Raw genomic sequence first — 23,344 nt, 5'->3', positions numbered from 1 at the left:
CCCTTCGTCATGTTGGCCCGTCGATGCGTGACCTGGCGCGGGCCGATCGCCCCTCCGCATCGCGCGTTACGGTGCGTGACGTGGCGCTGCCCGATCACCCCTCCCGCATCGCGCGTTTCGGTGCATGAAGTGGCCCTGCCCGATCTCCTCCGCTTCGCTCGCTTCGAATCCGCCCCGATCGAGGCGGATTCGAAACGTGAGGGAGGTGCGATGGGTGCGGGTGCGGGTGCGGGTGCGGGTGCGGGTGCGGGTGCGGGTGGAGGGTGCGGGTCGGGGTGCAGTGCGGTGCGAGTGCGAGCCGGCGTGCGGTGCGAGTGCGAGCCAGCGTGCGGGTGCGGGTCCGGGTCGGGGTGCAGTGCGAGTACGAGCGCGAGCCGGCGTGCGTGCACGACTGCGGGTGCGGGCCGACGGATGTCCCCGGCGCGGCACCCGACTACGATGACGTGAGCCCGACGACCACCGACCACCTGAGGACACGACGAAGTGACCGATCGCACCCTGAGAGTCTTCCTGCCCTACCTCGGGCTCTCGCTCGTACAGCTCGTCGTGCTCTACACCGGCCCGGCGTGGGCGGTGCCGACGTCGAAGGCACTGCTGATGCCGTTGCTCGCGGCCGCCGTGCTGCTCGCGGTGGGCCGACCGCGCCCATCGCAGGCCTGGCTGCTCGTGACGGCACTCGCCGGCTCGTGGGTGGGCGATGTGCTGCTTTCGTTTCCGGGATTCTTCGTGCCGGGGCTCCTGGCGTTCCTCGCGGCACACGTCGCATTCATCGTGCTGTTCCTGCGGCTGCCCGTGCAGTCGGGTCGCCGGCGGCTGCCAGCCGGGGCTCTCGTTTACGTCGCGTGGTACGCCGGGTTCCTCGCGCTGCTCGGCCCGCACCTCGGGGCGCTGCTCGTGCCAGTCGCCGTGTACGGTGCCGTGCTCGGGTCGATGGCGGCGCTCGCCGGCGGCCGCGGCGGGCCGATCGCCGTCGGAGGCGCGTTCTTCGTCGTGTCGGACTCGGTGCTCGCCCTCGGCCGATTCCTGCCGGGCTACGAGTTCGCCCTGCACGACCTCGTCGTCATGTCGACGTACCTCGCGGCGCAGGGCCTGATCGCCTGGGGCGTGGTGTCGGGTCTTCGCGCTGCCCGCGCCGCATCGGCTCAGCCGTCTCTTGAACCCGATCGACGAGCTGGCGCCACGGACCGGTGAGCTGGCGGTCGGCGAGCGTGGCCTCGTGCGGTTCGCAGCGGATGCGGTAGACGAACCGGTCGGGCTCGGGCGGCACCGGTCGCGGCTCGCCCCACGGGATCTCGTCGATGAGCAGGTACCACTCGCGCGCGTCGGGCTGTTCCTCGACGCGAACCTCCCAGGTCAGCCGCAGGCCGGCGAGGCCACCGCTGCGCGAGACGATGACGTCCATGGGGGCGATGCTACTCCCGGGGCACCTCGATGCCCACCGCCGACCAGCCGCCCGCGACCGCGCGCTCTTCGCGTGAATCGCGACCGAAGCGCTGGCGGGCCGCGCGCACCGTCTCGGCGGCGAACCGGCGGAAGTCGGTGTCGGGCGGCAGGCGCCCCGAGGTGAGCACGTCGTACCAGATTCGCCCCACGCCCTCCCAGGCGAATCCGCCGAGCTCGCGGGCGGCGAGGGCGAACGCGCGATTGGGGATGCCCGAGTTCAGGTGCACCCCGCCGTTGTCGTCTTCGGTCTCGATATAGCGGTCGAAGTGGTCGGGCTGCGGGTCGCGGCCGAGCACGTCGTCGTCGTACGCGGTTCCGGGGTTCAGCATCGATCTCAGGGCCTGCCCCTCGACGAGGTCGGTGAAGATGCCCTCGCCGATGAGCCAGCTCGCCGAATCGGCGTCTTGGCCGCTCGCGTACTGCTCGACGAGCGCGCCGAACACGTCGGAGACGTGCTCGTTGAGGGCGCCGGACTGGCCCTCGTAGCGCAGCCCGGCAGTGTGCTCGGTGACACCGTGGGCGAGTTCGTGCCCGATCACGCTGAGTGAGTCGGTGAAACCGCGGAACACCTCGCCGTCGCCGTCGCCGAAGACCATGCGCTCGCCGTCCCAGAACGCGTTGTCGTACCTGTTGCCGTAGTGCACGGTCGCCTCGAGCGGCATGCCGGCGCCGTCGATCGAGTCGCGCGAGAACACCCGCGCGAACAGCTCGAAGGTCTCGCCGAGGCCGTCGTAGGCCGCGTCGACCGAGTGGTCGCCCGAGGGCGGCTGCCCCTCCCTGCGCGCGAGGCGGCCCGGCAGGCGCTCGTCGCCGCCGGCGTCGGAGACGCGACGATCGGGTGCCGGTGCCGTACCCGGGGCAGCGGCGGGCCGTTCATCGCGCGCGGGATGCTCGGGCAGCAGGAACGGCGCACGCTCGGCCGCAGACCGCCACTCGCGAAGCGGTGCGTCGCGCTCGAGTGATCGACGTGCGGCGGCAGTGGCCCGCGGGAACCGCGGGTCGGCGGCGGCGGCGATGCGGGCGAGCAGGTAGGGCGGCACGATCGCATGGGGTGACTGCTGCATGCCTCGATCGTGCCACGGTGCTCCGACACCCGTGGGAAGCTGGGGGTGTGGCAGCCTCGACCGATGCCGATCTCGCGATGCGCGATGTTCGCACTCACGCGATCGGGCTCGTGCCTGCCGTCATGGTGTGCGGCGCGGCGGTGCTGCTCTTCGGCGTGCAGGTGCAGCTCGCGGGCTATGCGATGCTCGCCGTGGGCCTCGGCGCCGCATGGCTCACCGACCGGTCGGGTCGCACGAGCCGCTTGCTGCCCGACCTGTTCCTGATCGCCCTCGGGCAGGTGATCATCTCGACCATCTCGCTCGCGGCCGACATCAGCTACCCGAGCATCGTGCGGTTCGCGGTCGTGCTCGGCCTCGCTGTGGTCGTGCCGTACGTCATCTCGCGCTACTGGTACGGCGACCGCGTCATCCGCTTCCCGTGGCGCACGGGCAACCGCTGGACCCGCACGCAGTGGCTCTACCTGATCTTCGTCACGGTGGCCGGCTGGCTGATCCTGCCGTTCTACTTCATCACCTCGGGCGTCTACCAGAACTGGCCGACCGTCACCGAGCCCGACGAGATCGCGCGCCTGTTCGTCGGCGTGAACGCGGTCGGCACCTGGGACGAACTGTTCTTCATCTGCACCGTGTTCGCGCTGCTGCGCCGCCACTTTCCGACGTGGCAGGCGAACCTGATGCAGACGATCGTGTTCGTCTCCTTCCTGTGGGAGCTCGGCTACCAGTCGTGGGGGCCGCTGCTCACCATTCCGTTCGCGCTCATCCAGGGCTACACGTTCAAGCTCACGAAGTCGCTCACCTACGTGCTGATCGTGCACCTCATCTTCGACGCCGTCGTGTTCTGCGTGATCGTGTACGCGCACAACGGCTGGCCGGCGATCTTCCCGCTGGTCCCGTCATAGCGAGCGAGCGGATGTCGCGGGGCGGGCGCACGCCTCACGACGACCGGCGCAGCCGCAGCATGAGGCGCACCGACGCGACCGCGAGCACGACCGCGGCAGCCACGAGTGCCGCGCACAGGGTCCACTCCAAGACGCCCGGCCGTGCCGGCGGTGTCGCGAACACGGCATCCGAATCGCTGAGGTAGACCGTCGCGGCGGCGCCGACGGCGAGATCGTCGCTGCGCAGGTCCGCGCGAACGCCGTCGGGCAGTTCCACGCTCACGACGCGGATCGTCGCGTGACTGCTGCCGCGCCGGTCGGCGACGAGCCGCTCCTCGGTGCGCTCGTCGACGACGGTGACCTCGACCGGCGTGTAGGTCGCGAGGGCACGCGCGGATGTCTCGCCGACCGCGGCGACCGCCCACACGGCGAGCACGATGCCGATGAGCGCGAGCACTGCGGCGGTGAGCGCTCGCGGCGGGTATCCGGCGCGCTCGGCGGCTCGTCGTTCGGTTGCGGCCATGTGGGTGCGACCTCTCGGGGCAATCCTCCCACTGGTGCAAGCCCGGCGGTGGCGACGTGTCAGGTCAGCCGCGTGCTACTTCAGCTGTCCGCGGATCTCCCCGGGCGGATTCTGCGAGTTGTGCACGTTGACGTAGTACGCGTTCGGATTCTCCTCGATCGCGTCGAGTACCGCCTGATCGGCCGGGACGCACGTGTCGACGCTGAAGCTCGTGGCGTTCACGATCACGAGGGGGATGACGACGGGTCCAGCCACATTGCGTGGGGCGAGATGCACGTGCGCGGCAGCAGCCGGGGTCGAGAGCCCGGTCACGTCGAGCGTGTAGCAGAGCTCACCTACGCCGATCTCGTATGAGAAGGAACCGCGTGCTCCGGGGCCGGCGTCGGGCTTGGGTGTCTCCTGCCCGATCGTCAGCGGGATCGCGGGGGCGGCGTTCGCGGCACCGGAACCGGCGAAGGTGAACGCGGCGGCCGCGGCGAGGGCGATGGCTGCGGTGCGGGTGCGATGGGTCGTTAGCATGAGTTGTACTCACTTTCTTCCGATCAACCGGCACGCTACGCCGACTGCGCGCCGGCCTCAAGAGGCGCGGTCGGGCTCAGTCCTCGACGGATGCCCCGTGCCGGGCCAGCCAGCCGAGTATGATGGCGACGTGATTCACGCTTGGATCGTGCGATGAGTACAGCAGTGTGACCCGGTCGTGTTCGCTCCCGAGGCCGAGCAGATCGGCGGTGACGGGATTGGCGTCGAGCTCTGAGACATAGCGCGCCACGAACTCATCGTGCCGATCGGGGTTATGGTGCCAGTCCTTGCGCAGCTCTGCCGACGGCGCGATGTCCTTCAGCCAGAGATCGAGGTCGGCGCGCTCCTTCGAGACGCCCCGCGGCCAGAGCCGGTCGACGAGCACACGGTAGCCGTCGGATGCCCCGGGCGTGTCGTAGACGCGTTTCATTGCGTATGCCATACGGCCAGTCTGCCGCGGTGTCTCCGTGATGCCAACAGCGCAGGATCGTCAGCTCTTGCGACCGCGGCGCAGTCCCAACACCACGAGCACGATGCCGGCGAGCGCGATGATCGGACCGAGGATCGCCCACAGCGTCGACCCGGTCATCGCCCTGCCGCCGAGGATGCCGATGCCCTGGAACAGGAAGATCACGCCCATGAGCGCGACGATGGCGCCGATCGTGATGAGCACGGGCTTCATGCGGGAAGCATCGCGCAGTACGGCTCTCACCGCAAGCGGTTCCATCGGACAGCGGATGCGCAGAGGACACCCGAGCGTCAGTCGGCTCGATACGCTCATCGCGTGACCTCCGCACCGCGACCCATGCGCGCGATCGTGCTCGAACGCTATGGTGCGCCCGAACGGGTCATGCGTCTCGCCGAGATCCCCCGGCCGGTTCCGGGCACGCGCGAGGTCGTCGTGCGCGTCGCCGCGGTGTCGCTGAACTCGTGGGACGTCGACATCGTCACGGGGGCGATGTTCACCCGAATCGCGGCACCGTTCGGGCCGAAACACCGGGTGATCGGTTCGGATGTCGCGGGCGAGGTGGTCTCGGTCGGCGACGGCGCCACCCGGCACCGGGTGGGCGACCGGGTGTTCGGGGAGCTCACGGCGAGCGGGTGGGGCGGATTCGCCGAGTACGTCGCCGCCGACGAGGACGCCGTCGTGTCGCTGCCTGCAGCTGTCGATGACGTCACGGCGGCGGCGATTCCCCAGGCGGCGAGTATGGCGCTGCAGGCGCTCGGCGACCGGGGGGCGCTCGACGGCAGCAGGGTGCTCATCGTCGGTGCCGGAGGCGGTGTCGGCACGTTCGCCCTCCAGCTCGCGACGGCGGCCGGCGCGAGGGTGGCGGTCGTCGATCGTGGGGGCAAGCTCGACCGCCTGCGCCTGCTCGGGGCGTCCGACGCGTACGAAGCCGGCGCGATCCCGGCCGAGGCCGGCCCGTTCGACCGCATCCTCGACGTGGTCGGCGGGCTGTCGGCTGCCGAGCATCGGGGCCTGCTCGCGCCGGGCGGCGCCGCCGTCGCGATCGGTGGTCGCCCGCGTCGCATACTGGGCTACGCGCTCGCCGCGGCGCGCACGCCGGCGCGCGACGGCGGTCGCACCGTGCGACTGCTCGCGGCGGTGCCGAACCGAGACCTCGCCGAACTCGCCGAGCTCGCGGCATCCGGTCATCTGAACGCCGTCGTCGACGGCCCGCACCCACTCGCGACCGTGCCGCACCAGGTCGCGAGGCTCCGTGCGGGCGACGTGTTCGGCAAGGTCGTCCTCGTGCCCTGACGAACCGGGCCGACCTCGCCGGGGACGGCACCGTCGGCCACGGGGCATCCGCTCTGGTAGAGTGTTGAGGTTGCCGTCACGACGGCCGCGCACAAAGAGAGCCCAGGCATACGGCCATGGGCAGCGCGCAACGAGAGAAAGGGGATCCCATCTATGGCACTCGAAGCAGACGTCAAGAAGGCGATCATCGAAGAGTACGCGACGCACCCCGGTGACACTGGATCCCCTGAGGTTCAGATCGCGCTGCTCACCAAGCGCATCAAAGACCTCACCGAGCACCTGAAGGAGCACAAGCACGACCACCACTCGCGTCGTGGCCTGCTGCTTCTCGTCGGTCAGCGTCGTCGTCTGCTCGGCTACCTCGCCGATGTCGACATCACGCGCTACCGCAAGCTCATCGAGCGTCTCGGGCTGCGCCGCTAAGCACGGCAGTCCGCGCGGCTCTCGAAGACACCGCGAACTTCTTGCGAAGGCCCCCGCCACGGCGGGGGGCCTTCGTCGTTCACGAACGCGTGCCGCGGGCTGGCGCCGCTACTCGACGATCGCCATCTCGTGCGGGGTCTGGTTGAGCCGGCGCGCGCCGTCGGCGGTGACGGTGACGATGTCCTCGATGCGAACGCCGAAGCGCCCGGGCAGGTAGATGCCCGGTTCGATCGAGAAGCACATGCCCGGCTGCATGGGCTGTCGTTCTCCCTCGACCATGTATGGCGGCTCGTGCGTGGTGAGGCCGATGCCGTGGCCGACGCGGTGGATGAAGTACTCGCCGTACCCGGCCTCGGTGATCACGGCTCGCGCCGCCCGGTCGACCTCCTGGCACTCGACGCCGGTCCGCACCGCCTCGAATCCCGCCTGCTGCGCGCGTTGCACGATCTCGTGCACCTCACGCTCCTCATCGGTGGGCTCACCGACGTGCACCGTGCGGGTCGTGTCGGAACCGTAACCGTGCTTGAGGCCGCCGAAGTCGAGCACCACCATGTCGCCGTGCTCGATGATGCGATCGCCCATCTCGTGGTGCGGATTCGCCCCGTTCGGGCCCGAGCCGACCACGGTGAAGTCGACCTGCGAGTGCCCGAACCTGCGCAGGAGCGCGGCCAGTTCATTGCCGATGTCGGTTTCGCTGCGGCCGGTGAAGCGCACCTCGAGGATCTCGCCGTATGCTTTGTCGGCGGCCGCCCCTGCTGCAGCGAGGCGGTCGAGCTCGTCGTCGTCCTTGATCGCGCGCAGCATCGGCAGTGCGGTCGTCATCGACACGTACGACGTGTCGGGCAGCTGTCGCTGCAGCCCGAGCAGGTGCATCGCCCAGGCCGAATCCGAGAGCGCGTAGCGCCCGGGAGCGAGCAGGCCCGCGGTTGCCTCGTAGGGGTCGCTGCCGTCGGTCCAATCGGCGAGCTCGAAGACGGATGCACCGGGCGAGCCCTCGGCGTCGGGTCGTTCCAGCTTGGGCACGATCATGGTCGGCCCGCCGTCGACGGGAACGACCAGCATCGTGATGCGTTCGGTGATCGCGACCGGGGCGTACCCGGTGAGGTAGAGCAGGTCGGGCCCGGGGGTGAGCAGCAGGCCCGTCAGGCCCGCCTCGGCGGCGGCCCGCGCGGCGCGCTCCAGCCGCGCGGCGAAGTCATCGGCGGTGAACGGTGCCGGTTCAGCAGCTCGAGTCGGATCGGTCATGGTGGGTCCTCCTTGAGCGAAACGGTGCCGCGGATCCACTCCAGAAGCTACTCCGCACGAGCGGCCGGACCAAGGGATTCCGGCCCGTGCCGGTCCACCTATGGAAAGCCCTCGCTGTCGCCGGGATACGGTGGAATCATGCCCCGTCTCACCCTCGCCCTGCGCGTCCTCCTGCCCGCATTCTGGCTCGGCGCACTCATCGCCATCTCGTTCATCGAGGCGCCCCTGAAGTTCCAGGCGCCCGGAATCACGATTCCGCTCGGGCTCGGCATCGGTCGCCTGGTGTTCACTGCGCTCAACGTCCTCGGCGTCGTCATCGCCGCGGTGCTCACTCTCGCGAGCATTCGACCGCGCCCCGGACGGCTGTCGGCGTGGCTGCTCGGCGGGGTGTGGGCGGTACTGCTCGTCGAGATGATCGTCATCCGGCCGCCGCTCAACGCCCGCACCGACCTGGTCATCGCGGGCGCCGATCCCGGGCAGTCGCCGTTCCACTACCTCTACATCGCCGCCGACGTGGTGCTCATGGGGCTGCTCGTCGCGCTCGTCGTCGTCAACGCGCGGCAGGTGCTCGCGCGCGTGGTCGACGTGCCTTCGGCGCTCGCCCCGTCGGTCGAACGCTAGGCGGTGCGCGCCCGGTAGGCGCGCACGGCCATGCGGTTGCCGCAGCGAGTGCTGCAGAACCGGCGCGAGGCGTTCTTCGACATGTCGACGTAGAGGCTCGTGCAGTCGTCGGCGTCGCAGACGCGCAGCCGCTCGATCTCGTCGGCGCGAATGAGGTCGACGAAGGCCATCGCCGCCTCGACGAGGATGCGGCGGGCGAGCGGCGCGTCGGTCTCGGTCGCGTGGATGTGCCAGTCGAGGTCGTCGTGGCGCACGAGTTGCGGAAGCGCCCGTGCGTCGGCGAGCAGGTCGTTGACCTCATCGACCGCGTCGTCGCGATCGAGCAGCCAGAGCGCCCGCAGCCGGGTGCGCGCGGCGCGCACGTCGGCGAGTTCGCGGTCGTCGCCGTCGCGGCGGCCCGAGAACTTCCATTCGTCGAGCAGGGAGGCCAGTTGCGCGGTCGTCGACAGTTCATCGTCGCCTGAATCGGATGCCTCTGGCACCGTGTCTGCGAGCGCTGCGGCGAACCCGAGCGAAGCCTCGGTGTCATTGGTGAAAATCATTTGACTCCTGACTGAGGTGCGGAGTAATGTAACCAGCATAACGCGATTCGGTCATGACATGGCGGGCTCGCGAACAACCTCACCAATACACCCGCCGTTCAAGGGAGCGTCCGATGCGTGGATCGCGCGGCATCGTCGGAATCCTGCTCGGGCTCGCGTCGGGCCTCGCGTTCGGTGCGGGCGGTGCGATCGTCAAGCCGCTGCTCGAGGCCGGGTGGTCGCCGGGTGCCGCGGTGTTCCTGCGGGTCTCGGTCGCCGCGTTGCTGCTGCTCGTGCCCGGCCTCATCGCGCTGCGCTTCGACCTGCGCCCGCTCTGGCGCGCCAAGTGGACCGTGCTCGTCTACTCGGTCATCGCCGTCGCCGGAGTGCAGCTCGCGTTCTACGCCTCCATCGCGCGCATCCCCGTCAGTACCGCCCTGCTCATCGAGTACCTCGCACCGGTCGCGCTCGTGGCGTTCGCCTGGGCGCGCACTCGCCGCGCACCGCAGTGGGTCGTGCTCGCGGGCTCGGTCGTCGCGATCGCCGGCCTCGTGCTCGTCATCGGCCCGGCGGGCGGCGCCATCGACCCGGTCGGCATCATGCTCGCGGGCATCGCCATGCTCGGCGTCGCGGTCTACTATGTGCTCGGCGCCCGCGACGACATCGGCGTGCCGCCCATCGCGCTCGCGGCGTCGGGCGTCTTCATCGGCGCCATCGTGCTCGGCCTCGCCGGCCTCACAGGGCTCGTGCCCTTCGAGTTCGTGCTCACCGACATGTCGTTCCTCGGCGCCACGGCCCCGTGGTGGGTGCTCGTGCTCACCGTCGGCGCGGTCTCGACCGCGTTCGCCTACGTCGCCGGCATCCAGGCCATCCGCATGCTCGGCACGAGGCTCGCGTCGTTCCTCGGCCTGTCCGAGGTGGTCTTCGCCGGCATCGTCGCCTGGGTGCTGATCGGCGAGGCCATCGGGCCCGTGCAACTGCTCGGCGGCGTGCTCATCCTCGGCGGCATCGTGCTCGTGCGCTTCGAGCGGCCCCTCGACCAGCCGGTGCCGCTAGAGATAGACCTCGTCCCCGGGTCGCGAATCGACGGCGAACTCCCACGCGCACACGAGGTCGAGCCCGAGGCCGCGGCCGCCGGCCACGGCGCCGGCCACGGGGCATCCGCTCGCACCGCCGACGCGTCGTAGACTCGCGCCATGCGGTTCGGCGTCGTCATCCTGCCCCAGCACGACTGGCCCGAGGCCGCTGCGCGCTGGCGCCGCGCTGAAGAGCTCGGTTTCGACCACGCGTGGACCTACGACCACCTCTCGTGGCGCGGACTCGCCGGCGAGCGCTGGCACGCGACGGTGCCGACGCTCACGGCGGCGGCCACCGTGACGAGTCGCATCGGGCTCGGCACGTTCGTGGCCTCGCCCAACTACCGGCACCCGGTTCCGTTCGCGAAGGACATCGCGACCGTCGACCAGATCTCGGGCGGGCGGGTGCTGCTCGGCCTCGGGTCAGGGGGTACCGGATTCGACGCCCACGTGCTCGGCCAGCCCGAATTGTCACCCCGTGAGCGTTTCGCCCGCTTCGCGGAGTTCGTCGAGGGGCTCGACGCGCTGCTGCGATTCGAGGGGGCTGCCCCAGGAGGGGCATCCGGCATCTCGTTCGAGGGGGAGTGGTACACGGCGGCCGGCGCGCGCATGGTCGGCGAGCCCGCGCAGCACCCGCGCATGCCGTTGCACCTCGCGGCGAACGGGCCGAAGGCGCTTGCGCTCGCGGTTCGCCTCGGCGACGGCTGGGTGACGACCGGCGGCGAGCACGACGACGACAGGGCGTGGTGGCGCAGTGCCGGTGCCCTCATCCGCCGCCTCGACGACGCGTGCGCGGCGGCCGGGCGCGACCCGTCGACGATCGTGCGCACCCTCTCGCTCGACGAAGGGCCGCGGTACAGCCTCGCGAGTCTCGCCGCGTTCGAAGACGCCGTCGGCCGTGCGGCTGAGCTGGGCTTCACCGACGTCGTGTCGCACTGGCCGCGCGAGCACGGCCTCTATGCGGGCGACGAGTCGGTGCTCGACGCGGTCGCCGCGCGACTGCCCGCGCTGCGCTGAACGCGGCGCCGGGCCGAACGTCGCGCATCGCGACGCCGTGCGCGCGATAGCCTGATCCTCATGCCCGCGCCCCGTTCGAAGCCGTTGTTCGCCTGGGAGCCGTTTCCGTTCATCGTCGTCGGCGTGCTGTTGCTCGTCACGTCGATCGTTCGACCCGACGCCCCGCCGTGGGTGTTGTGGCCGTTCGTCGGGGTGCTCGTGGTCGCGGTGGCGTGGCTCGCCGTCTCGCTCATGCGCGGAGGCCGCTCGACCAATCCCGACCAGTGGGGCGACCTCAAGACCGTCGAGGGCCTCGAGTTCGTCGATGCAGTGCACATGGAGCGCGGCGTGCGCGCGGTGGCGCCGGTGGCCGACGTGCGTCGACATCAGCCGTCGATCGAGCTCGCCCTGTTGTTCGGCGGCGCCAAGCAGCCCGCCGTGCTCGTTCCGAGGGCCAGTCGATGGCTCTCGCGCAGGTACCGCATCGGCGTGCAGCTCGTCGGCGCCGACCACCCCCGTCACGCGGGATTCCTCGAAGAGGCCGCCGACGTGCGCTGGCGCGACGGGCTCGATGCGCTTCGGCAGGAGCAGGGTCGCTACGTGCGGGTGCCGGCGCTCATCGTCGGCACTGCGCGCCCGTTCACGGTCGAACTCGACCTCAGCGGGCTCGAGGAGGCACTGCAGGCGCCGCCGAAGGGCTGACCTCGGCGGTCGCTCGAGGCGCGCGTCAGGCGGTGGGCTCGGCGGCTTCGGCCGCCTCGGCCTCGCGGCGCGCGAGGTCGGCGCGCACCTGGTTCATGTCGAGGTCGCGCACCTGCGACACGAGGTCGTCGAGCACCGGGCGGGGGAGTGCGCCCGCCTGTGCGAACACGCCGATGCCGTCCTTGAAGGCCATGATCGTGGGGATCGACGTGATGTTCATCGCGGCCGCGAGTTGCTGCTGCGCCTCGGTGTCGACCTTCGCGAAGATCAGGTCGGGGTTCGCCTCTGACGCTGCCTCGTAGTTCGGTGCGAACTGCAGGCAGGGGCCGCACCAGCTCGCCCAGAAGTCGACGAAGACGGTGCCGCCTTCGAGGATGGTCTTCTCGAAATCTTCAAGGGTGAGCGCAACGGTTGCCATGCTGCAAGCCTAAACGCAGCCGCTGGGCGCCCGCCCGGTGTTCGCTGGATGCGACCCGAGCGGCGGTATGGTGAGGTCGTGGCGGCATTCGACGGGGTGCTCGGCGCATTCCGGCGACGACCCGAGACTCCCGAACCGGCCCGATCGGTCGAATCGATCGATCGGACCGCGCTCGGCGACGCCCACGCGCTCGACGACGCCGTGCCCGACATCTACTGGCGGCAGCTGCCCCCGGCAACCGAGCGCACGTGGTTCGACGCCCCGAGCGGGCGCCTCGCGCACATCGCCCTGGGTTCGGTCGACGACCCTCGCGTCGTCCTGGTGCCCGGCGCGACCGGGTCGAAAGAGGACTTCGTGCTCATGCTGCCGCTGCTGGCCGCAGCCGGGTTCCGGGTGGAGTCGTACGACCTCGCGGGGCAGTACGAGTCCGCCGACGCCGGTCCGTGGAACCTTGATCCGCCACACACCCGCTACGACGAACGGCTCTTCCTCGACGACCTGCTCGCCGTGCTCGACGCCGGCGACGGTCCGGCCCACGTGCTCGGGTACAGCTTCGCGGGCACGCTCGCCGAACTCGCCCTGCTCGAACGCCCCGACCGGTTCGCGAGCATCACGCTGCTCAGCGCTCCGCCCGAGCCCGGCCAGGCGTTCCGCAGCATCAAGCGCATCGGCCCGCTCAGCGCGGTCACCCCACCACGCGTCGGGGCCGGCCTCATGCTGTGGGGCATCCGGAACAACCTGAACAAGGTGCCGCCCGGCCGCATCGCCTTCGTGCGCGAACGCTTCGCGCTCACCCGTCGCGAGAGCGTCGACGACATCATCGGCCTGATGATGCGCACACCCGACGTGCGCGCCGACCTCGCCGCGGCGCCTGTGCCCAAGCTCGTCGCCGTCGGCGAGCACGACCTGTGGCCGACCGAGCTGCACCGAAGGTTCGCCCGTCGGATCGGGGCTCGCTTCGTCGTGTATCCCACGGGCCACAGCCCATGTGAGACCGCGCCGCACCAACTCGTGCGCGACATGCTGGCACTCTTCGCCGAGGCCGACGGCGCGCGATAGCGCCAGGTTCGTGGGAGCAGGTCAGGCCGGCAGCGGCGTTTCGCCGTCGCCGTCGCCGGCGGCGTCGGGCGCCTCGAGTTCGTCGGACCCGACCCAGCGCTCACGGGCCGTCTGTACACGCCGGTGCGCCGCTCGGCGCTCGAGCGGCCCCCAGGCCCGGAATTCGATCGCGAGCGTGTGGAACGCGATGCGCACGCGGTGCCAGAGCCCCTCGAGCGTGTCGAACGGGCGTGCCGAGATTCCCACGAGCAACCGGTCGTCGCGGACGACGGTCATTCCCGGCTGGATCCACCACGAGAGGTCGAGGTCGTCGTGCACGTCGCCTCGATCGCGGTTCACGAGGTCGCGGAGTTCGAGCCATGCCTCGCGACGCATCGCGTAGTTGGAGCCGAAGACCGGCGGGTGACCGAGCAACGCGCCGATCACCGTGAAGTACCCGCCGATGTAGACGTTGCGGGCGATCCAGCGGATCACCCGGTTCGCGCCGTAGAAGACGCCCGAACCCGTCACTATCGTCGGCCGGTCGGCCCGGGACATCCGATGCTCGACCTCGGCGACCCAGCCCGGGCCCGGCACGGAATCCGCGTCGAGCCGCCCGAGCAGGTCGCCCGTCGCCGCGTCGAAGCCGGCCGCGGTCGCCGGCCAGACCCCGCGCAGCGGCTCGGTGACGAGACGGGCGCCTCCGGCACGCGCGACCTCAGCGGTGGTATCGGTAGATCCGTTGTCGACGACGATGATCTCGTCGGCCGGGAGGGTCTGGGCGGCGAGCGCCTCGAGGCAGGCGGCGACGTAGCCCGCGTCGTTGTGACTCGGGACGACGACCGAAATGGTGACCATCAGCGCGAGTCTAGCCATGGGCGCCCGGCACCGCGCACGATTGCTGCGCATGCCGCGTGGTTCCATGCAAGGGGCTTTCCTTTGCACGTTCGATCCCCATAGGCTCCCCCATAGCCGTGGCGCCCAAACAGGGCGCCCCAGTTGGAGGGAAGACAATGAAGTCACCTGTAACACGATCCCGCGGGATCGCGATCGCGACGGCCGCCGCCTTCGCCGTCGCGTTGATCCCGGTCGGTGCGGCGACTGCCGCACCACAGCTCGGGTGCGAGAACCGCACCAACAACACCGTCGCGAAGATGCTCGAGTGCGTCGACGCCGACGGCGCGATGGAGCACCTCGAAGCGCTCCAAGCCATCGCCGACGCGAACGGCGGCAACCGCGCTGCCGGCCTGCCCGGCTACGAGGCCAGTGTCGACTATGTCGTCGACACGCTCGAGGCCGCCGGGTGGAACGTCTCGATCGACATGTTCGACTACGACTTCATCGGCGCGTCGGTGCTCGAACAGCTGACGCCGCTGCCGGCAGCCACCTACGAGACCGGTGCGTTCAGTGGGAGCGGCGACGGCGACGTGACCGCCGACGTGGTGCCGGTCGACATCAACCTCACCCCGCCGCGTGCATCGACGAGCGGCTGTGAAGCGGCCGACTTCGCGGGCTTCCCCGCCGGCGCCATCGCGCTGATACAGCGCGGCAGCTGCAACTTCGGTGACAAGGCCTTCTTCGCCGAGCAAGCCGGCGCCGTCGGCGTCATCATCTTCAACCAGGGCAACACGCCCGACCGTGAGGGCCTGATCGTCGCCGATGCCTCATCGCGCACCGATGGCACGCCGGTCACGCACGGCATCCCGGTGGTCGGGGCGAGCTTCGCTCAGGGCGAAGCGCTGTCCCAGGCAGGTTCCACGGCGCATGTCTTCGTTCCTGCGCCCGACCCGCGCCCGCAGCGCAACGTCATCGCCGAGCTTCCCGGCAAGAACGACGACAACGTGGTGATGGCCGGCGCGCACCTCGACTCGGTGCAGGCGGGCCCCGGCATCAACGACAACGGCAGCGGCTCGGCGTCGCTGCTCGAGATCGCCCAGCAGATGTCGAAGGTGAAGCCCGAGAACACCGTGCGCCTCGCGTGGTGGGGTGCCGAAGAAGACGGCCTGCTGGGTTCTGCGGCCTATGTCGCCGGACTCTCGCAAGCCGAGAAGGACCGCATCGCGCTGTACCTGAACTTCGACATGGTCGGCTCGCCGAACTACATCTTCATGGCGTACGACGGCGACGAGTCGGGCTTCGAAGCACCCGTGACCGTTCCCGAGGGATCGGTGCAGATCGAGGACCTCTTCGAGAGCTACTACACGAGTGTCGGCGAACCCTATGATGACGCCGAGTTCAGTGGCCGTAGCGACTACGAGGCCTTCATCCTCAACGGGATTCCCGCCGGTGGGCTCTTCACGGGCGCCGAAGTGGTGAAGACCGCCGATCAGCAGGCCATCTGGGGCGGCGTCGTCGACGAGTCGTACGACCAGTGCTACCACGCGGTGTGCGACACGATCGACAACATCAACGAACATGCGCTCGATGTCAACGTCGATGCGATCGCGCTCGCGGTGCTCGCCTACTCCTACTCCACGGAGTCGGTGAATGGCGTGGTCGGCAAGAGCATCCCCGGTGGTCTCACCCTGCCGGCACCCGCGGGGCCTGAGGGCACGGGCGCTGGCGGCGGGTACGACCCGGGTCATGCCAGCTGATTCGACGTGAGATGAACGGGCGGGGGTGCCGGATCGGCACCCCCGCCTTCGTGCGCGATCCGACAGAATCGACGGGAATAGATCGGCAGGAGCATCCGTTCTCTCAATTGCATGCAAACGCATGGAACAGGTTTCACGGCCCAGGAGGGCGAAATGCAGTTCGGAATCTTCACCGTCACCGACATCACTCAAGACCCCACGACCGGGCGCACACCGAGTGAGCACGAGCGCATCAAGGGCACCGTGGCGATCGCGAAACACGCCGAAGAGGTCGGGCTCGACATCTTCGCCCTCGGTGAGCACCACAACCCGCCGTTCTGGTCGTCGTCGCCGACCACGACGCTCGCCTACATCGCCGGGCAGACCTCGAAGCTGCAGCTCTCCACCGCGACCACCCTGATCACCACGAACGACCCGGTGAAGATCGCCGAAGACTACGCCATGCTGCAGCACGTATCCGACGGTCGCGTCGACCTCATGCTCGGTCGCGGAAACACCGGCCCGGTCTACCCGTGGTTCGGCCAGGACATCCGACAGGGTCTGCCGCTCGCCATCGAGAACTACGAACTGCTGCACCGCCTGTGGCGCGAAGACGTCGTCGACTGGTCGGGCAAGTTCCGCACGCCGCTGCAGGGCTTCACCGCCACGCCGCGCCCGCTCGACGACGTGCCCCCGTTCGTGTGGCACGGCTCGATCCGCACGCCCGAGATCGCAGACCAAGCCGCCTTCTACGGCGACGGCTTCTTCGCCAACCACATCTTCTGGCCGGCTTCGCACACCCAGCGCATGATCGCCCTGTACCGCCAGCGCTTCGAGCACCACGGCCACGGCACCGCCGCGCAGGCGATCGTCGGGCTCGGCGGCCAGGTGTTCATGCGCAAGAACTCGCAAGACGCCGTCAACGAATTCCGCCCGTACTTCGACAACGCCCCGGTCTACGGCCACGGCCCGAGCATGGAGGACTTCACCCAGCAGACGCCGCTCACGGTCGGCAGTCCGCAGGAGGTCATCGACAAGACGCTCGGCTTCCGCGACTACGTCGGCGACTACCAGCGCCAGCTCTGGCTCGTCGACCACGCCGGCCTGCCGCTGAAGACCGTGCTCGAGCAGCTCGACCTGCTCGGCGAAGAAGTCGTGCCGGTGCTGCGCAAGGAGTTCGCGAAGAACCGACCGGCCGACGTTCCGGATGCCCCGAACCACGCGTCGCTCGTGAAGGCCAAGTACGGCGACCGGGCGCCCCGCCAGGCCACGCCGAACGCCAACCGCGGCGACAACCTCACCGTCGGCTCGCCCTACCAGGACACGTCGACGGTCGAGGCCGCACAGTCTTCGTCGAACTCGTCGGGCTCGGCGTTCGGCGCCGCCGCGACGCGCAAGGAGTTCGTGCGATGACCACCAAGCGCATCGTCATCATCTCGGCGGGTCTCAGCACCCCGAGCTCGACCCGCCAGCTCGCCGACCGCCTGACCGCCGACGCCGTCGCGATCCTGCGCGAGCGCGGCGTCGAGGTCGAGGCACAGGTCTTCGAACTACGCGACCTGGCGCACGACATCATCAATCACATGCTCATGGGCTTCGCCCCGCCGAAGCTGGAGGAGGCGCTCGATGCCGTCTCGTCGGCCGACGGCCTCATCGCCGTCACGCCGATCTTCTCCACGAGCTACGCCGGACTGTTCAAGTCGTTCATCGACGTGATCGACCCGCAAGCGCTCACCGACCTGCCGGTGCTGATCGGCGCGACGGGCGGCACGTCACGCCACTCGCTCGCCATCGACTACGCCATTCGGCCCCTGTTCACCTACCTGCACGCCATTCCGGTCACGACCGGCGTGTTCGCGGCGACCAGCGACTGGGGCAACGGCGGCGACGGCGTGCGCTCGCTGCCCGACCGCATCTTCCGCGGCGCCAAGGAGTTCGCCGAGCTCGTCGAGCGCACCGACCGCTCCGACCTGATCAACGACCCGTTCGCGCTCGACCGCCCGGTGGGTCACCTCGTGGGCGGGTTCACGGGGGAGTAGCCGTGCGCTGAAGGGCACGGCGAACGGCTGAAGGGCACGGCGAACGCCGTGCCCTTCAGCGTCAGTCCGCGATGTTCAGCCTGCATGTCACGCCGGCACGGCCGCTGGGGTCGGCTGCAGCTCGCCCTGGCGGGTGGACGCGCGTTGTCGTCGTGCCGCCCGAGCGGGAACGCGTGTGTCCGCCCAGTCGAGATCGCGCGCTGCGTCCGACGGAGCCTCCTCGGCGAGCGTCGCGCGACCGCGGTACCATGGCGCCCACCACAGCGCGGTTCCCGCGGCCCATGCGATCACCAGCACATCGGCGAGCTGCCAGGCGAACGTCGAGAGTGGTCGCACGGTGAACTCGACGACCACCGAGGCCGCTGCTGCTGCGACGATCACCCAGACGACCGGCGCGACGATGCGTCGGCGCCGTTTGAAGCATCCGGCGAGCATGACGATCGCCACTGCACCGGCGATGAGCGCCGCGCCCGCGGCGTGCAGACCGACCGGTGCCCACTGCGGGGTCAACCACAGCAACGGGGGGATCGACGTCAGCCAGGGGACCACCTCGATCACCGTGGCGGCGAACGAGCCGCAAATCGCCAGCGCCCCGACGATGAGGGCCGTGATCACGGGCACGATGCGTTTCGCCGTCGGGCGCGCAAGCGAGGCGGGCACTGTCTGAACGGCGTGCGCCGCAGCCTCGCCGAGGGCGAGCAATACGATCAGGGCCGCCCAGTACGGCACGTTGTCGACGTCCCACATCACCGCGATCGAGATGAGCGCAGTGCCGCCCAAGAGGGTCGCGGCGAGGAACACGACCTGTCCGGTGCGGGCGTTGCGGCGTGCCGTCGCGCGCACACGACGCACCCATGACTTGGTGCCGGTATGCCGCAGAACGCGCCGCTCATGCTGACGACGTGAGTTCATCGCTGCGACGACTCTTCCGAAGACGAGCGCGACGACGAGCGCTGTGACCGAGATGGCGACGATGTGCATCTTGTCGCCCATGACGGGCGGCGGCTCGATGTCGGGCCAGATGGTGAACGCACCGCAGACGAAGAGCGAGAAGAGCAGGATCGCCCGAGGTGCCGAGATCGCCACCGGAGCGAGTGCGAGCAGAGGCCGGATCAGCCAGTGCGCGAATCGGCGCGGAGACCAGATCCGCTGCCCGCGGGCAAGGGCGATCGAGATCGCGCGTACCGTTCGCGCCGCGATCGCGACCCGGTACCCATCGGACAGCGCATCGAGCCCCTGCGACCCCCGCACGAATCGTTCACGCACCGCCGACGGGGTGATGTCATCGGTGGTCTCATCGTCGTGCGTGAACGGTGCCTGCGGTGCGACGGCGAGTTGCCGCAGCAGCGAGTCGTGCACGGTGGCGAGGATCTCGGCCTGACGGGCAGTCGTCTCGTCGGGTTCCCGATGGTCGATGTACGAGGTTCCGAGCGCGACATCCTCGTGGGCGGCCGACGACGTGACCTCGCCGGCCTCGGGCGCCGGCCGCTTCTGCGGAGCAGGCGGGAACGACTGCATCAACTCCACGATGCCCGCAGCAGCATCGAGTCGACCCCACCACCAGTCGTTGCGGCGCCAGTCGCGCGAGAGGAACCCGGCGATGTTGGCCGCGCGCAGGCCCGCGAGTTTCGCCGTCGAGCGCAGCGTGGACTCGTCGAGCAGGTTGGAGACGGTCACCGAGTCGAGCTCGTCGACCGGCCGGGCCAGGGCTGCTCGATACCCCCGCAGGAGCTGGTCCTCCATGAGCTTGCGGTAGCCGGGCGCCGCGGCGGGCTGGATGTCGGACCCGATGCGGTGGAAACGCACGGATGAGATCGGCTGCGGGATTCCGCTTCCCCCGAAGAGCAATGGGAGTTGGCTCGCCGGCATCCCGCTCGAGGGAGCGGACAGGCGCGACCACGGCGTGCGCTGCCAGCGTCGCGACGCGAGCTCGTCGACGAGGGTAGATACCTCGAACTGGCGCGCGACGACGCAGTCGAGCTCCGTCCACGCGCGGGTGCGAGTGTGGTCCTCGGCAGTGTCCTCTGAGCGCCAGATCGCAACCAGTTCGTCAGCGAGGGTCGGATTGAGCGAGCCGCCATCGGTCCGGCGCTGGATGCGCACGAGCGTGTCGAGTATGGCGTCATCGCGCATCGTGCGGGCGGGGGCCATCACCCGGTTGAGCGCGGCGCGCAGATCCCGCCGTGACCTGAGGCCGGGGTGGGTGGTCGACACGGTAGCGAGGCGATCATCGAGGACGTCGAGCCGGCCCTCCTGGAACGCCGTCTGCTCGATCGATCTGATCCAGCTGAGTGAGGCCATCGAGGCGTCCACGAGCGCCTGCCGTCCCGTCGCGGTCGATCTCGCCTGGCCGTCCGACCGCTCCTGCAGCCTGTCGGCGAGCGCGCGGAAGGCCGCCTCGACGTAGACGATCCCCAATCGGTCCAGTGCGATGAGTGCGGGTCGTTCGCGCAGATCGGTTCCGAGCAGCCACTCGCCTGGATGCAGCAGCGGCGGCGTCAGCAGTTCCAAGTCGCTGGTCGCGCGGTAGAGGGCATACGCCTCACCGGCGATCCGCTCCTCTTTTGCGTTCAGTGCCGATCCCGCGAGGCGCACCGCGAGCAGCTCGTTCCGCGCCTTCGCGACCGAGACGGTCGCACGAACGAGGTCGACGTCCTCGATCTCGTCGTCACGTGACTCGCGCACGCCTCGCTTGCGCATCGCGGCGTTCAGGGTTCCGAGCAGGCGCGAGCCGACATCGTCGCGGGCGATCGATGTATCCGCCGTGAAGCGTCTGCCATGACGCTGCAGCGTGGGCCGTGCACCGTCGTATGCGGTCGGCCGACGGAACAGGCCGGCGGCCTCCTTGGGAGATGGGTCGAGGTACACGATGGCCCGGTTCGTGTGTTCCATCGCGGGCATGTTGCGAACTGCATTGAGGGCACGATCGATGGGGATGTTGTCGAGCAGGCCGCCGTCGACGACGCGGAACGGCTCGGTCGATGCGTCGGGCCGGTGCGCGTTGAACACCATTCGCATGTCGGGCGCGTCGATTCCCGACGTGCGGTCCCGGCGCTGCTCCCATCCCGGTGCCTTGGCCAGCGACGTGGAGCCCGAGTAGATGAGCGCCGGCTCGAAGACGAACGGGAACGACGACGTGCTCCGTGCTGCATACGCGATCCGTGCGATGTCGGCGCCGTCCTCGGGCACGTCGTGTTTGCGTGCCGGCGGAATCGCCCGATCGCGGATCGCGTCTGCATCGTCACCGACGAAACGGAACTGCGCCCGCCCTTCGACGGCCGTGCGGTCGCTGCTGTCGACCGCGTCGATCAGCGTCGCTGAGAGGTCGACGACCAGGTTCTCAGCGCGAAGCGGAGATGTCTCGGGGCGGGTCTCGATCATCGTCGAGATCGCGTTGGCCACCTCTGGCCAGAAATACCCGTCGCCTCGACCGATCGCATCGAATTGCGCGGGCGAACCCGTCTGAAGCAGTCCCCACGCAGCGCCGGCCGAGATCCAGGTGTCGAGGATGCTGCCGAACCCGACCCCCGCGCGTTGCGCGACGCCGTACAGCACGCCGTTCAACCCGCCCGCGCTCGCTCCGGCGAGTACGTCGAACTCGACACGGTCGTACCCGTGGGAGCTGAGCAGGCGCGCGTATTCCTCTGCACGTGGCACGAGTTGTTCCCAGGGTCCGCTGTCCTTCTCGCGTTCGCTCTCGACGTGGTACAACAGCGCGCGTGCACGCTTGCCGCTGCGATAGATGCGGATACGACGCAGCACGTCGAGCTCGGCGATGGCGCCTCCGATCCACACCGCGAGGCTGAGGCCGCCCTTCATCGCGAGCGCGACGCGCAGCGTGCGGCCGTGCCAGGGTGGCGGTGCCGATGCATCGGCGAGGAGGCCCGAGTTCTGGCCGCCTTCGCCGATGGGCTGGAACACCCCGATCGGGTCGCCGTCTTGGAGTCTCAGTGGGACGTAGCCCGCGACTGCACGTTCCGTACTCATCGGTTCCTCCCGACATCCGCACAGATTCTGTGCCGCAGAGTACGTCGAGCGACGCCTCGCCGCCTCAGGGCCACCACGTGGATTTTAAACTGAGGATCCCTCAAAATGGGGGCACCTCGCTGCAGCGAACCCGAGTAGCCTCGACACCGGGACGCGGCCGAGGCCGCAGTCACCGTGCATTTCATGGGGGCGGGGCACGGGGCCACCGGGCCGAGAACGGTCGTGTGGCCGAGCTGGAACCCGACTGGAAGGAAACCCCATGACCATTCGTCGAACCTTGGTGGCGCTCGCCGCCGCCGCGGGACTCGTCTTGGTGGGCGCCAGCCCCGCCATCGCGGGCGGGAACCCGCATTTCATCAAGAGCGCGACAAGCGCCTCGATCGACGGGGTCTCACTCGTCGTCGAGTTCAAGGAGGCCGGCCTGTCCTCGGGTTCGGTCGAAACCATTCAGGCGACCGCTGACCTCGAAGCCCTCTACCAGTGCGTCAACGGCGGCGGCAACGTGCCGAGCGATCCGAAGAAGACCGTCTTCGATGACAGCGTCTCCGAGAGCGGCGTCTTCACGGCCGGCCAGAACGGCAACCTCGTCGGCACGCTGATGCTCGATCCGCCCGACGCCGACGCCGTACTCGACTGCCCCGGCGGTCAGACATCGACTCTGGTCTCCGTGGTCTGGTCGAATGTCGTCGTCGACGACCTGACGAGCGGCGCGACCATCATGGTGAAGGGCACGTTCAGCGGGCCGTGATCGAACCCGCGCACGCAACGACGGTGGGAAGGTCTGGGAGGCCCTTTCCACCGCCTCTGCTGAACCGCGTCATTCGAGGACGAAACTGACCTCCAGCGTCACCGACCAGCCGGTGATCTTGCCGTCAGTAGCTTCGACCTTCTGCTCTTTCACCCAGGCGCCGCTGACGTGGCGCAGCGTCTCGGCGGCGCGGGCGACGCCCGCGGCGACGGCGTCTTCGAAGCTCGTCTCCGAGCGAACGGTGATGGTGGTGACACGTGCGACGGAAGCCATGGTGTTCCTCCTCGAACTGGCGGATGTGCGTCACGCCCATCATGGCCCGTTCTGCGGCTGACCGCGAGGGTTGACAGGCGGATGCCGCGGACCGGCCCGTCGGGGACGCCTCGGCGAACGGCATCCGACGAGAGCTCGGTGCCGGTCGTCGTGCCTCAGCCGCTCTTGCGGCGGAACTCGCGCTTGTGATCGACCGGGCCGTGCGTGTTCTGGGCCCCGCCGCTGCCGTCGAGGTGCGACTCGCCCTCGCGTTGCTTCGAGACCTTGTTCTTGCGGTCGAGCGCCTCGCGGAACTTTCGCTTCGTCTCGTCGGACGGGCCGGTCGTCTGGTCTTCGTCGGACGTCATGGGTTCGAGTCTGGCATGGATGACGGTGCCGTGCGGTGCCTGCACCGCTCAGCGGGCTGCCTCGCACACGGGACATCCGCTGTTCACGGCCGGAAAATGCGCCCTCTGCTAACATTGTGAAGGTTGCCCGATGGGCAGCCGCTGGGGT

Annotated in this window: 25 protein-coding genes and 1 pseudogene; 13 read left to right on the top strand and 13 right to left on the bottom strand. The window is 69.5% G+C overall.

What is annotated here, in order from left to right:
- Positions 1-483 precede the first annotated feature (483 nt).
- On the top strand, positions 484-1,191 hold the full coding sequence (locus ABD164_RS03895) for a lysoplasmalogenase (protein WP_344293642.1): 708 nt from the start codon (positions 484-486) through the stop codon (positions 1,189-1,191).
- A gap of 22 nt (positions 1,192-1,213) precedes the next feature.
- On the opposite strand, the pseudogene ABD164_RS18010 reads toward ABD164_RS03895, so the two are convergent.
- Positions 1,214-1,402: pseudogene (locus tag ABD164_RS18010) on the bottom strand (protealysin inhibitor emfourin); the annotation flags it as partial.
- 10 nt (positions 1,403-1,412) lie between these two features.
- Positions 1,413-2,507, bottom strand: coding sequence for a M4 family metallopeptidase (locus ABD164_RS03890; protein WP_344293640.1), 1,095 nt, complete (start codon positions 2,505-2,507; stop codon positions 1,413-1,415).
- Positions 2,508-2,584: 77 nt separating this feature from the next.
- Between ABD164_RS03890 and ABD164_RS03885 the strand changes: the two genes are divergently transcribed.
- Complete coding sequence (locus ABD164_RS03885; RefSeq protein ID WP_344294094.1) at positions 2,585-3,406, top strand: CPBP family glutamic-type intramembrane protease; 822 nt, start codon at positions 2,585-2,587, stop codon at positions 3,404-3,406.
- A 34-nt stretch (positions 3,407-3,440) separates the two neighbouring features.
- Here ABD164_RS03885 and ABD164_RS03880 read toward each other — a convergent pair whose 3' ends face one another.
- The 4 genes from ABD164_RS03880 to ABD164_RS03865 form a co-directional block, all read right to left on the bottom strand.
- On the bottom strand, positions 3,441-3,908 hold the full coding sequence (locus ABD164_RS03880) for a hypothetical protein (protein ID WP_344293638.1): 468 nt from the start codon (positions 3,906-3,908) through the stop codon (positions 3,441-3,443).
- Between the two features lie 75 nt (positions 3,909-3,983).
- Positions 3,984-4,427: a CHRD domain-containing protein gene (locus ABD164_RS03875; RefSeq protein WP_344293636.1), complete on the bottom strand. Its 444-nt coding sequence runs from the start codon at positions 4,425-4,427 to the stop codon at positions 3,984-3,986.
- Positions 4,428-4,503: 76 nt separating this feature from the next.
- Positions 4,504-4,869, bottom strand: a complete 366-nt coding sequence (locus ABD164_RS03870; RefSeq protein WP_344293634.1) for a DUF488 domain-containing protein — start codon at positions 4,867-4,869, stop codon at positions 4,504-4,506.
- 48 nt (positions 4,870-4,917) lie between these two features.
- The gene (locus ABD164_RS03865) at positions 4,918-5,109 is read right to left on the bottom strand and encodes a hypothetical protein (RefSeq protein WP_344293632.1); all 192 of its coding nucleotides are present in this window, start codon (positions 5,107-5,109) and stop codon (positions 4,918-4,920) included.
- Between the two features lie 102 nt (positions 5,110-5,211).
- Between ABD164_RS03865 and ABD164_RS03860 the strand changes: the two genes are divergently transcribed.
- Both ABD164_RS03860 and rpsO read left to right on the top strand, forming a co-directional pair.
- Positions 5,212-6,189, top strand: coding sequence for an NAD(P)-dependent alcohol dehydrogenase (locus tag ABD164_RS03860; protein ID WP_344293630.1), 978 nt, complete (start codon positions 5,212-5,214; stop codon positions 6,187-6,189).
- A 153-nt stretch (positions 6,190-6,342) separates the two neighbouring features.
- A complete protein-coding gene (gene rpsO / locus ABD164_RS03855) occupies positions 6,343-6,612 on the top strand; it encodes a 30S ribosomal protein S15 (RefSeq protein ID WP_344293628.1) in 270 nt (89 codons plus the stop codon).
- A gap of 108 nt (positions 6,613-6,720) precedes the next feature.
- Here the strand turns inward: rpsO and ABD164_RS03850 are convergent, their stop codons facing one another.
- Positions 6,721-7,857, bottom strand: coding sequence for a M24 family metallopeptidase (locus ABD164_RS03850; protein ID WP_344293625.1), 1,137 nt, complete (start codon positions 7,855-7,857; stop codon positions 6,721-6,723).
- Positions 7,858-7,995: 138 nt separating this feature from the next.
- On the opposite strand from ABD164_RS03850, the gene ABD164_RS03845 reads away from it, so the two are divergent.
- On the top strand, positions 7,996-8,478 hold the full coding sequence (locus ABD164_RS03845) for a hypothetical protein (RefSeq protein WP_344293623.1): 483 nt from the start codon (positions 7,996-7,998) through the stop codon (positions 8,476-8,478).
- Here ABD164_RS03845 and ABD164_RS03840 read toward each other — a convergent pair.
- Positions 8,475-9,020 (bottom strand): CGNR zinc finger domain-containing protein, encoded by a 546-nt coding sequence (locus ABD164_RS03840; RefSeq protein WP_344293621.1) that lies wholly within the window; start codon positions 9,018-9,020, stop codon positions 8,475-8,477. The genes ABD164_RS03845 and ABD164_RS03840 overlap by 4 nt on opposite strands.
- Positions 9,021-9,133: 113 nt before the next feature.
- Here ABD164_RS03840 and ABD164_RS03835 point away from each other — a divergent pair, with 113 nt between their 5' ends.
- The 3 genes from ABD164_RS03835 to ABD164_RS03825 are packed head-to-tail and all read left to right on the top strand — an operon-like array spanning position 9,134 to position 11,773.
- The gene (locus tag ABD164_RS03835; protein ID WP_344293618.1) at positions 9,134-10,186 is read left to right on the top strand and encodes an EamA family transporter; all 1,053 of its coding nucleotides are present in this window, start codon (positions 9,134-9,136) and stop codon (positions 10,184-10,186) included.
- A 9-nt stretch (positions 10,187-10,195) separates the two neighbouring features.
- A complete protein-coding gene (locus tag ABD164_RS03830; protein WP_344293616.1) occupies positions 10,196-11,092 on the top strand; it encodes an LLM class flavin-dependent oxidoreductase in 897 nt (298 codons plus the stop codon).
- Positions 11,093-11,152: 60 nt separating this feature from the next.
- Entirely contained in the window at positions 11,153-11,773 is a 621-nt protein-coding gene (locus ABD164_RS03825; protein ID WP_344293614.1) for a hypothetical protein, read from the top strand.
- 25 nt (positions 11,774-11,798) lie between these two features.
- Here ABD164_RS03825 and ABD164_RS03820 read toward each other — a convergent pair whose 3' ends face one another.
- The gene (locus ABD164_RS03820; protein ID WP_344293612.1) at positions 11,799-12,191 is read right to left on the bottom strand and encodes a thioredoxin family protein; all 393 of its coding nucleotides are present in this window, start codon (positions 12,189-12,191) and stop codon (positions 11,799-11,801) included.
- Positions 12,192-12,347: 156 nt separating this feature from the next.
- On the opposite strand from ABD164_RS03820, the gene ABD164_RS03815 reads away from it, so the two are divergent.
- The gene (locus tag ABD164_RS03815) at positions 12,348-13,250 is read left to right on the top strand and encodes an alpha/beta fold hydrolase (protein ID WP_425545907.1); all 903 of its coding nucleotides are present in this window, start codon (positions 12,348-12,350) and stop codon (positions 13,248-13,250) included.
- Positions 13,251-13,271: 21 nt separating this feature from the next.
- On the opposite strand, the gene ABD164_RS03810 is transcribed toward ABD164_RS03815, so the two are convergent.
- The gene (locus ABD164_RS03810; RefSeq protein WP_344293610.1) at positions 13,272-14,087 is read right to left on the bottom strand and encodes a glycosyltransferase family 2 protein; all 816 of its coding nucleotides are present in this window, start codon (positions 14,085-14,087) and stop codon (positions 13,272-13,274) included.
- A gap of 155 nt (positions 14,088-14,242) precedes the next feature.
- On the opposite strand from ABD164_RS03810, the gene ABD164_RS03805 reads away from it, so the two are divergent.
- The 3 genes from ABD164_RS03805 (at position 14,243) to ABD164_RS03795 (ending at position 17,841) form a co-directional block, all read left to right on the top strand.
- Positions 14,243-15,823, top strand: coding sequence for a M28 family metallopeptidase (locus tag ABD164_RS03805; RefSeq protein ID WP_344293608.1), 1,581 nt, complete (start codon positions 14,243-14,245; stop codon positions 15,821-15,823).
- Positions 15,824-15,976: 153 nt separating this feature from the next.
- A complete protein-coding gene (locus ABD164_RS03800; protein ID WP_344293606.1) occupies positions 15,977-17,215 on the top strand; it encodes an LLM class flavin-dependent oxidoreductase in 1,239 nt (412 codons plus the stop codon).
- Entirely contained in the window at positions 17,212-17,841 is a 630-nt protein-coding gene (locus ABD164_RS03795) for an FMN reductase (protein WP_344293604.1), read from the top strand. Before ABD164_RS03800 ends, ABD164_RS03795 begins: the two co-directional genes overlap by 4 nt.
- 87 nt (positions 17,842-17,928) lie before the next feature.
- Here ABD164_RS03795 and ABD164_RS03790 read toward each other — a convergent pair whose 3' ends face one another.
- Complete coding sequence (locus tag ABD164_RS03790; RefSeq protein WP_344293602.1) at positions 17,929-21,828, bottom strand: DUF3376 domain-containing protein; 3,900 nt, start codon at positions 21,826-21,828, stop codon at positions 17,929-17,931.
- Positions 21,829-22,087: 259 nt separating this feature from the next.
- On the opposite strand from ABD164_RS03790, the gene ABD164_RS03785 reads away from it, so the two are divergent.
- The gene (locus tag ABD164_RS03785; protein ID WP_344293600.1) at positions 22,088-22,576 is read left to right on the top strand and encodes a hypothetical protein; all 489 of its coding nucleotides are present in this window, start codon (positions 22,088-22,090) and stop codon (positions 22,574-22,576) included.
- A 69-nt stretch (positions 22,577-22,645) separates the two neighbouring features.
- Here the strand turns inward: ABD164_RS03785 and ABD164_RS03780 are convergent, their stop codons facing one another.
- Together ABD164_RS03780 and ABD164_RS03775 are read right to left on the bottom strand one after the other, a co-directional pair.
- The gene (locus ABD164_RS03780; RefSeq protein WP_344293598.1) at positions 22,646-22,849 is read right to left on the bottom strand and encodes a dodecin family protein; all 204 of its coding nucleotides are present in this window, start codon (positions 22,847-22,849) and stop codon (positions 22,646-22,648) included.
- A 155-nt stretch (positions 22,850-23,004) separates the two neighbouring features.
- On the bottom strand, positions 23,005-23,196 hold the full coding sequence (locus ABD164_RS03775) for a DUF5302 domain-containing protein (protein WP_344293596.1): 192 nt from the start codon (positions 23,194-23,196) through the stop codon (positions 23,005-23,007).
- Between the last annotated feature and the right edge of the window lie 148 nt (positions 23,197-23,344).

Origin of the sequence: Agromyces neolithicus, from assembly GCF_039529735.1 — a bacterium.
Classification (GTDB): Bacteria; Actinomycetota; Actinomycetes; order Actinomycetales; family Microbacteriaceae; genus Agromyces; species Agromyces neolithicus.
This window is presented reverse-complemented; position numbering and strand designations above follow the sequence as displayed.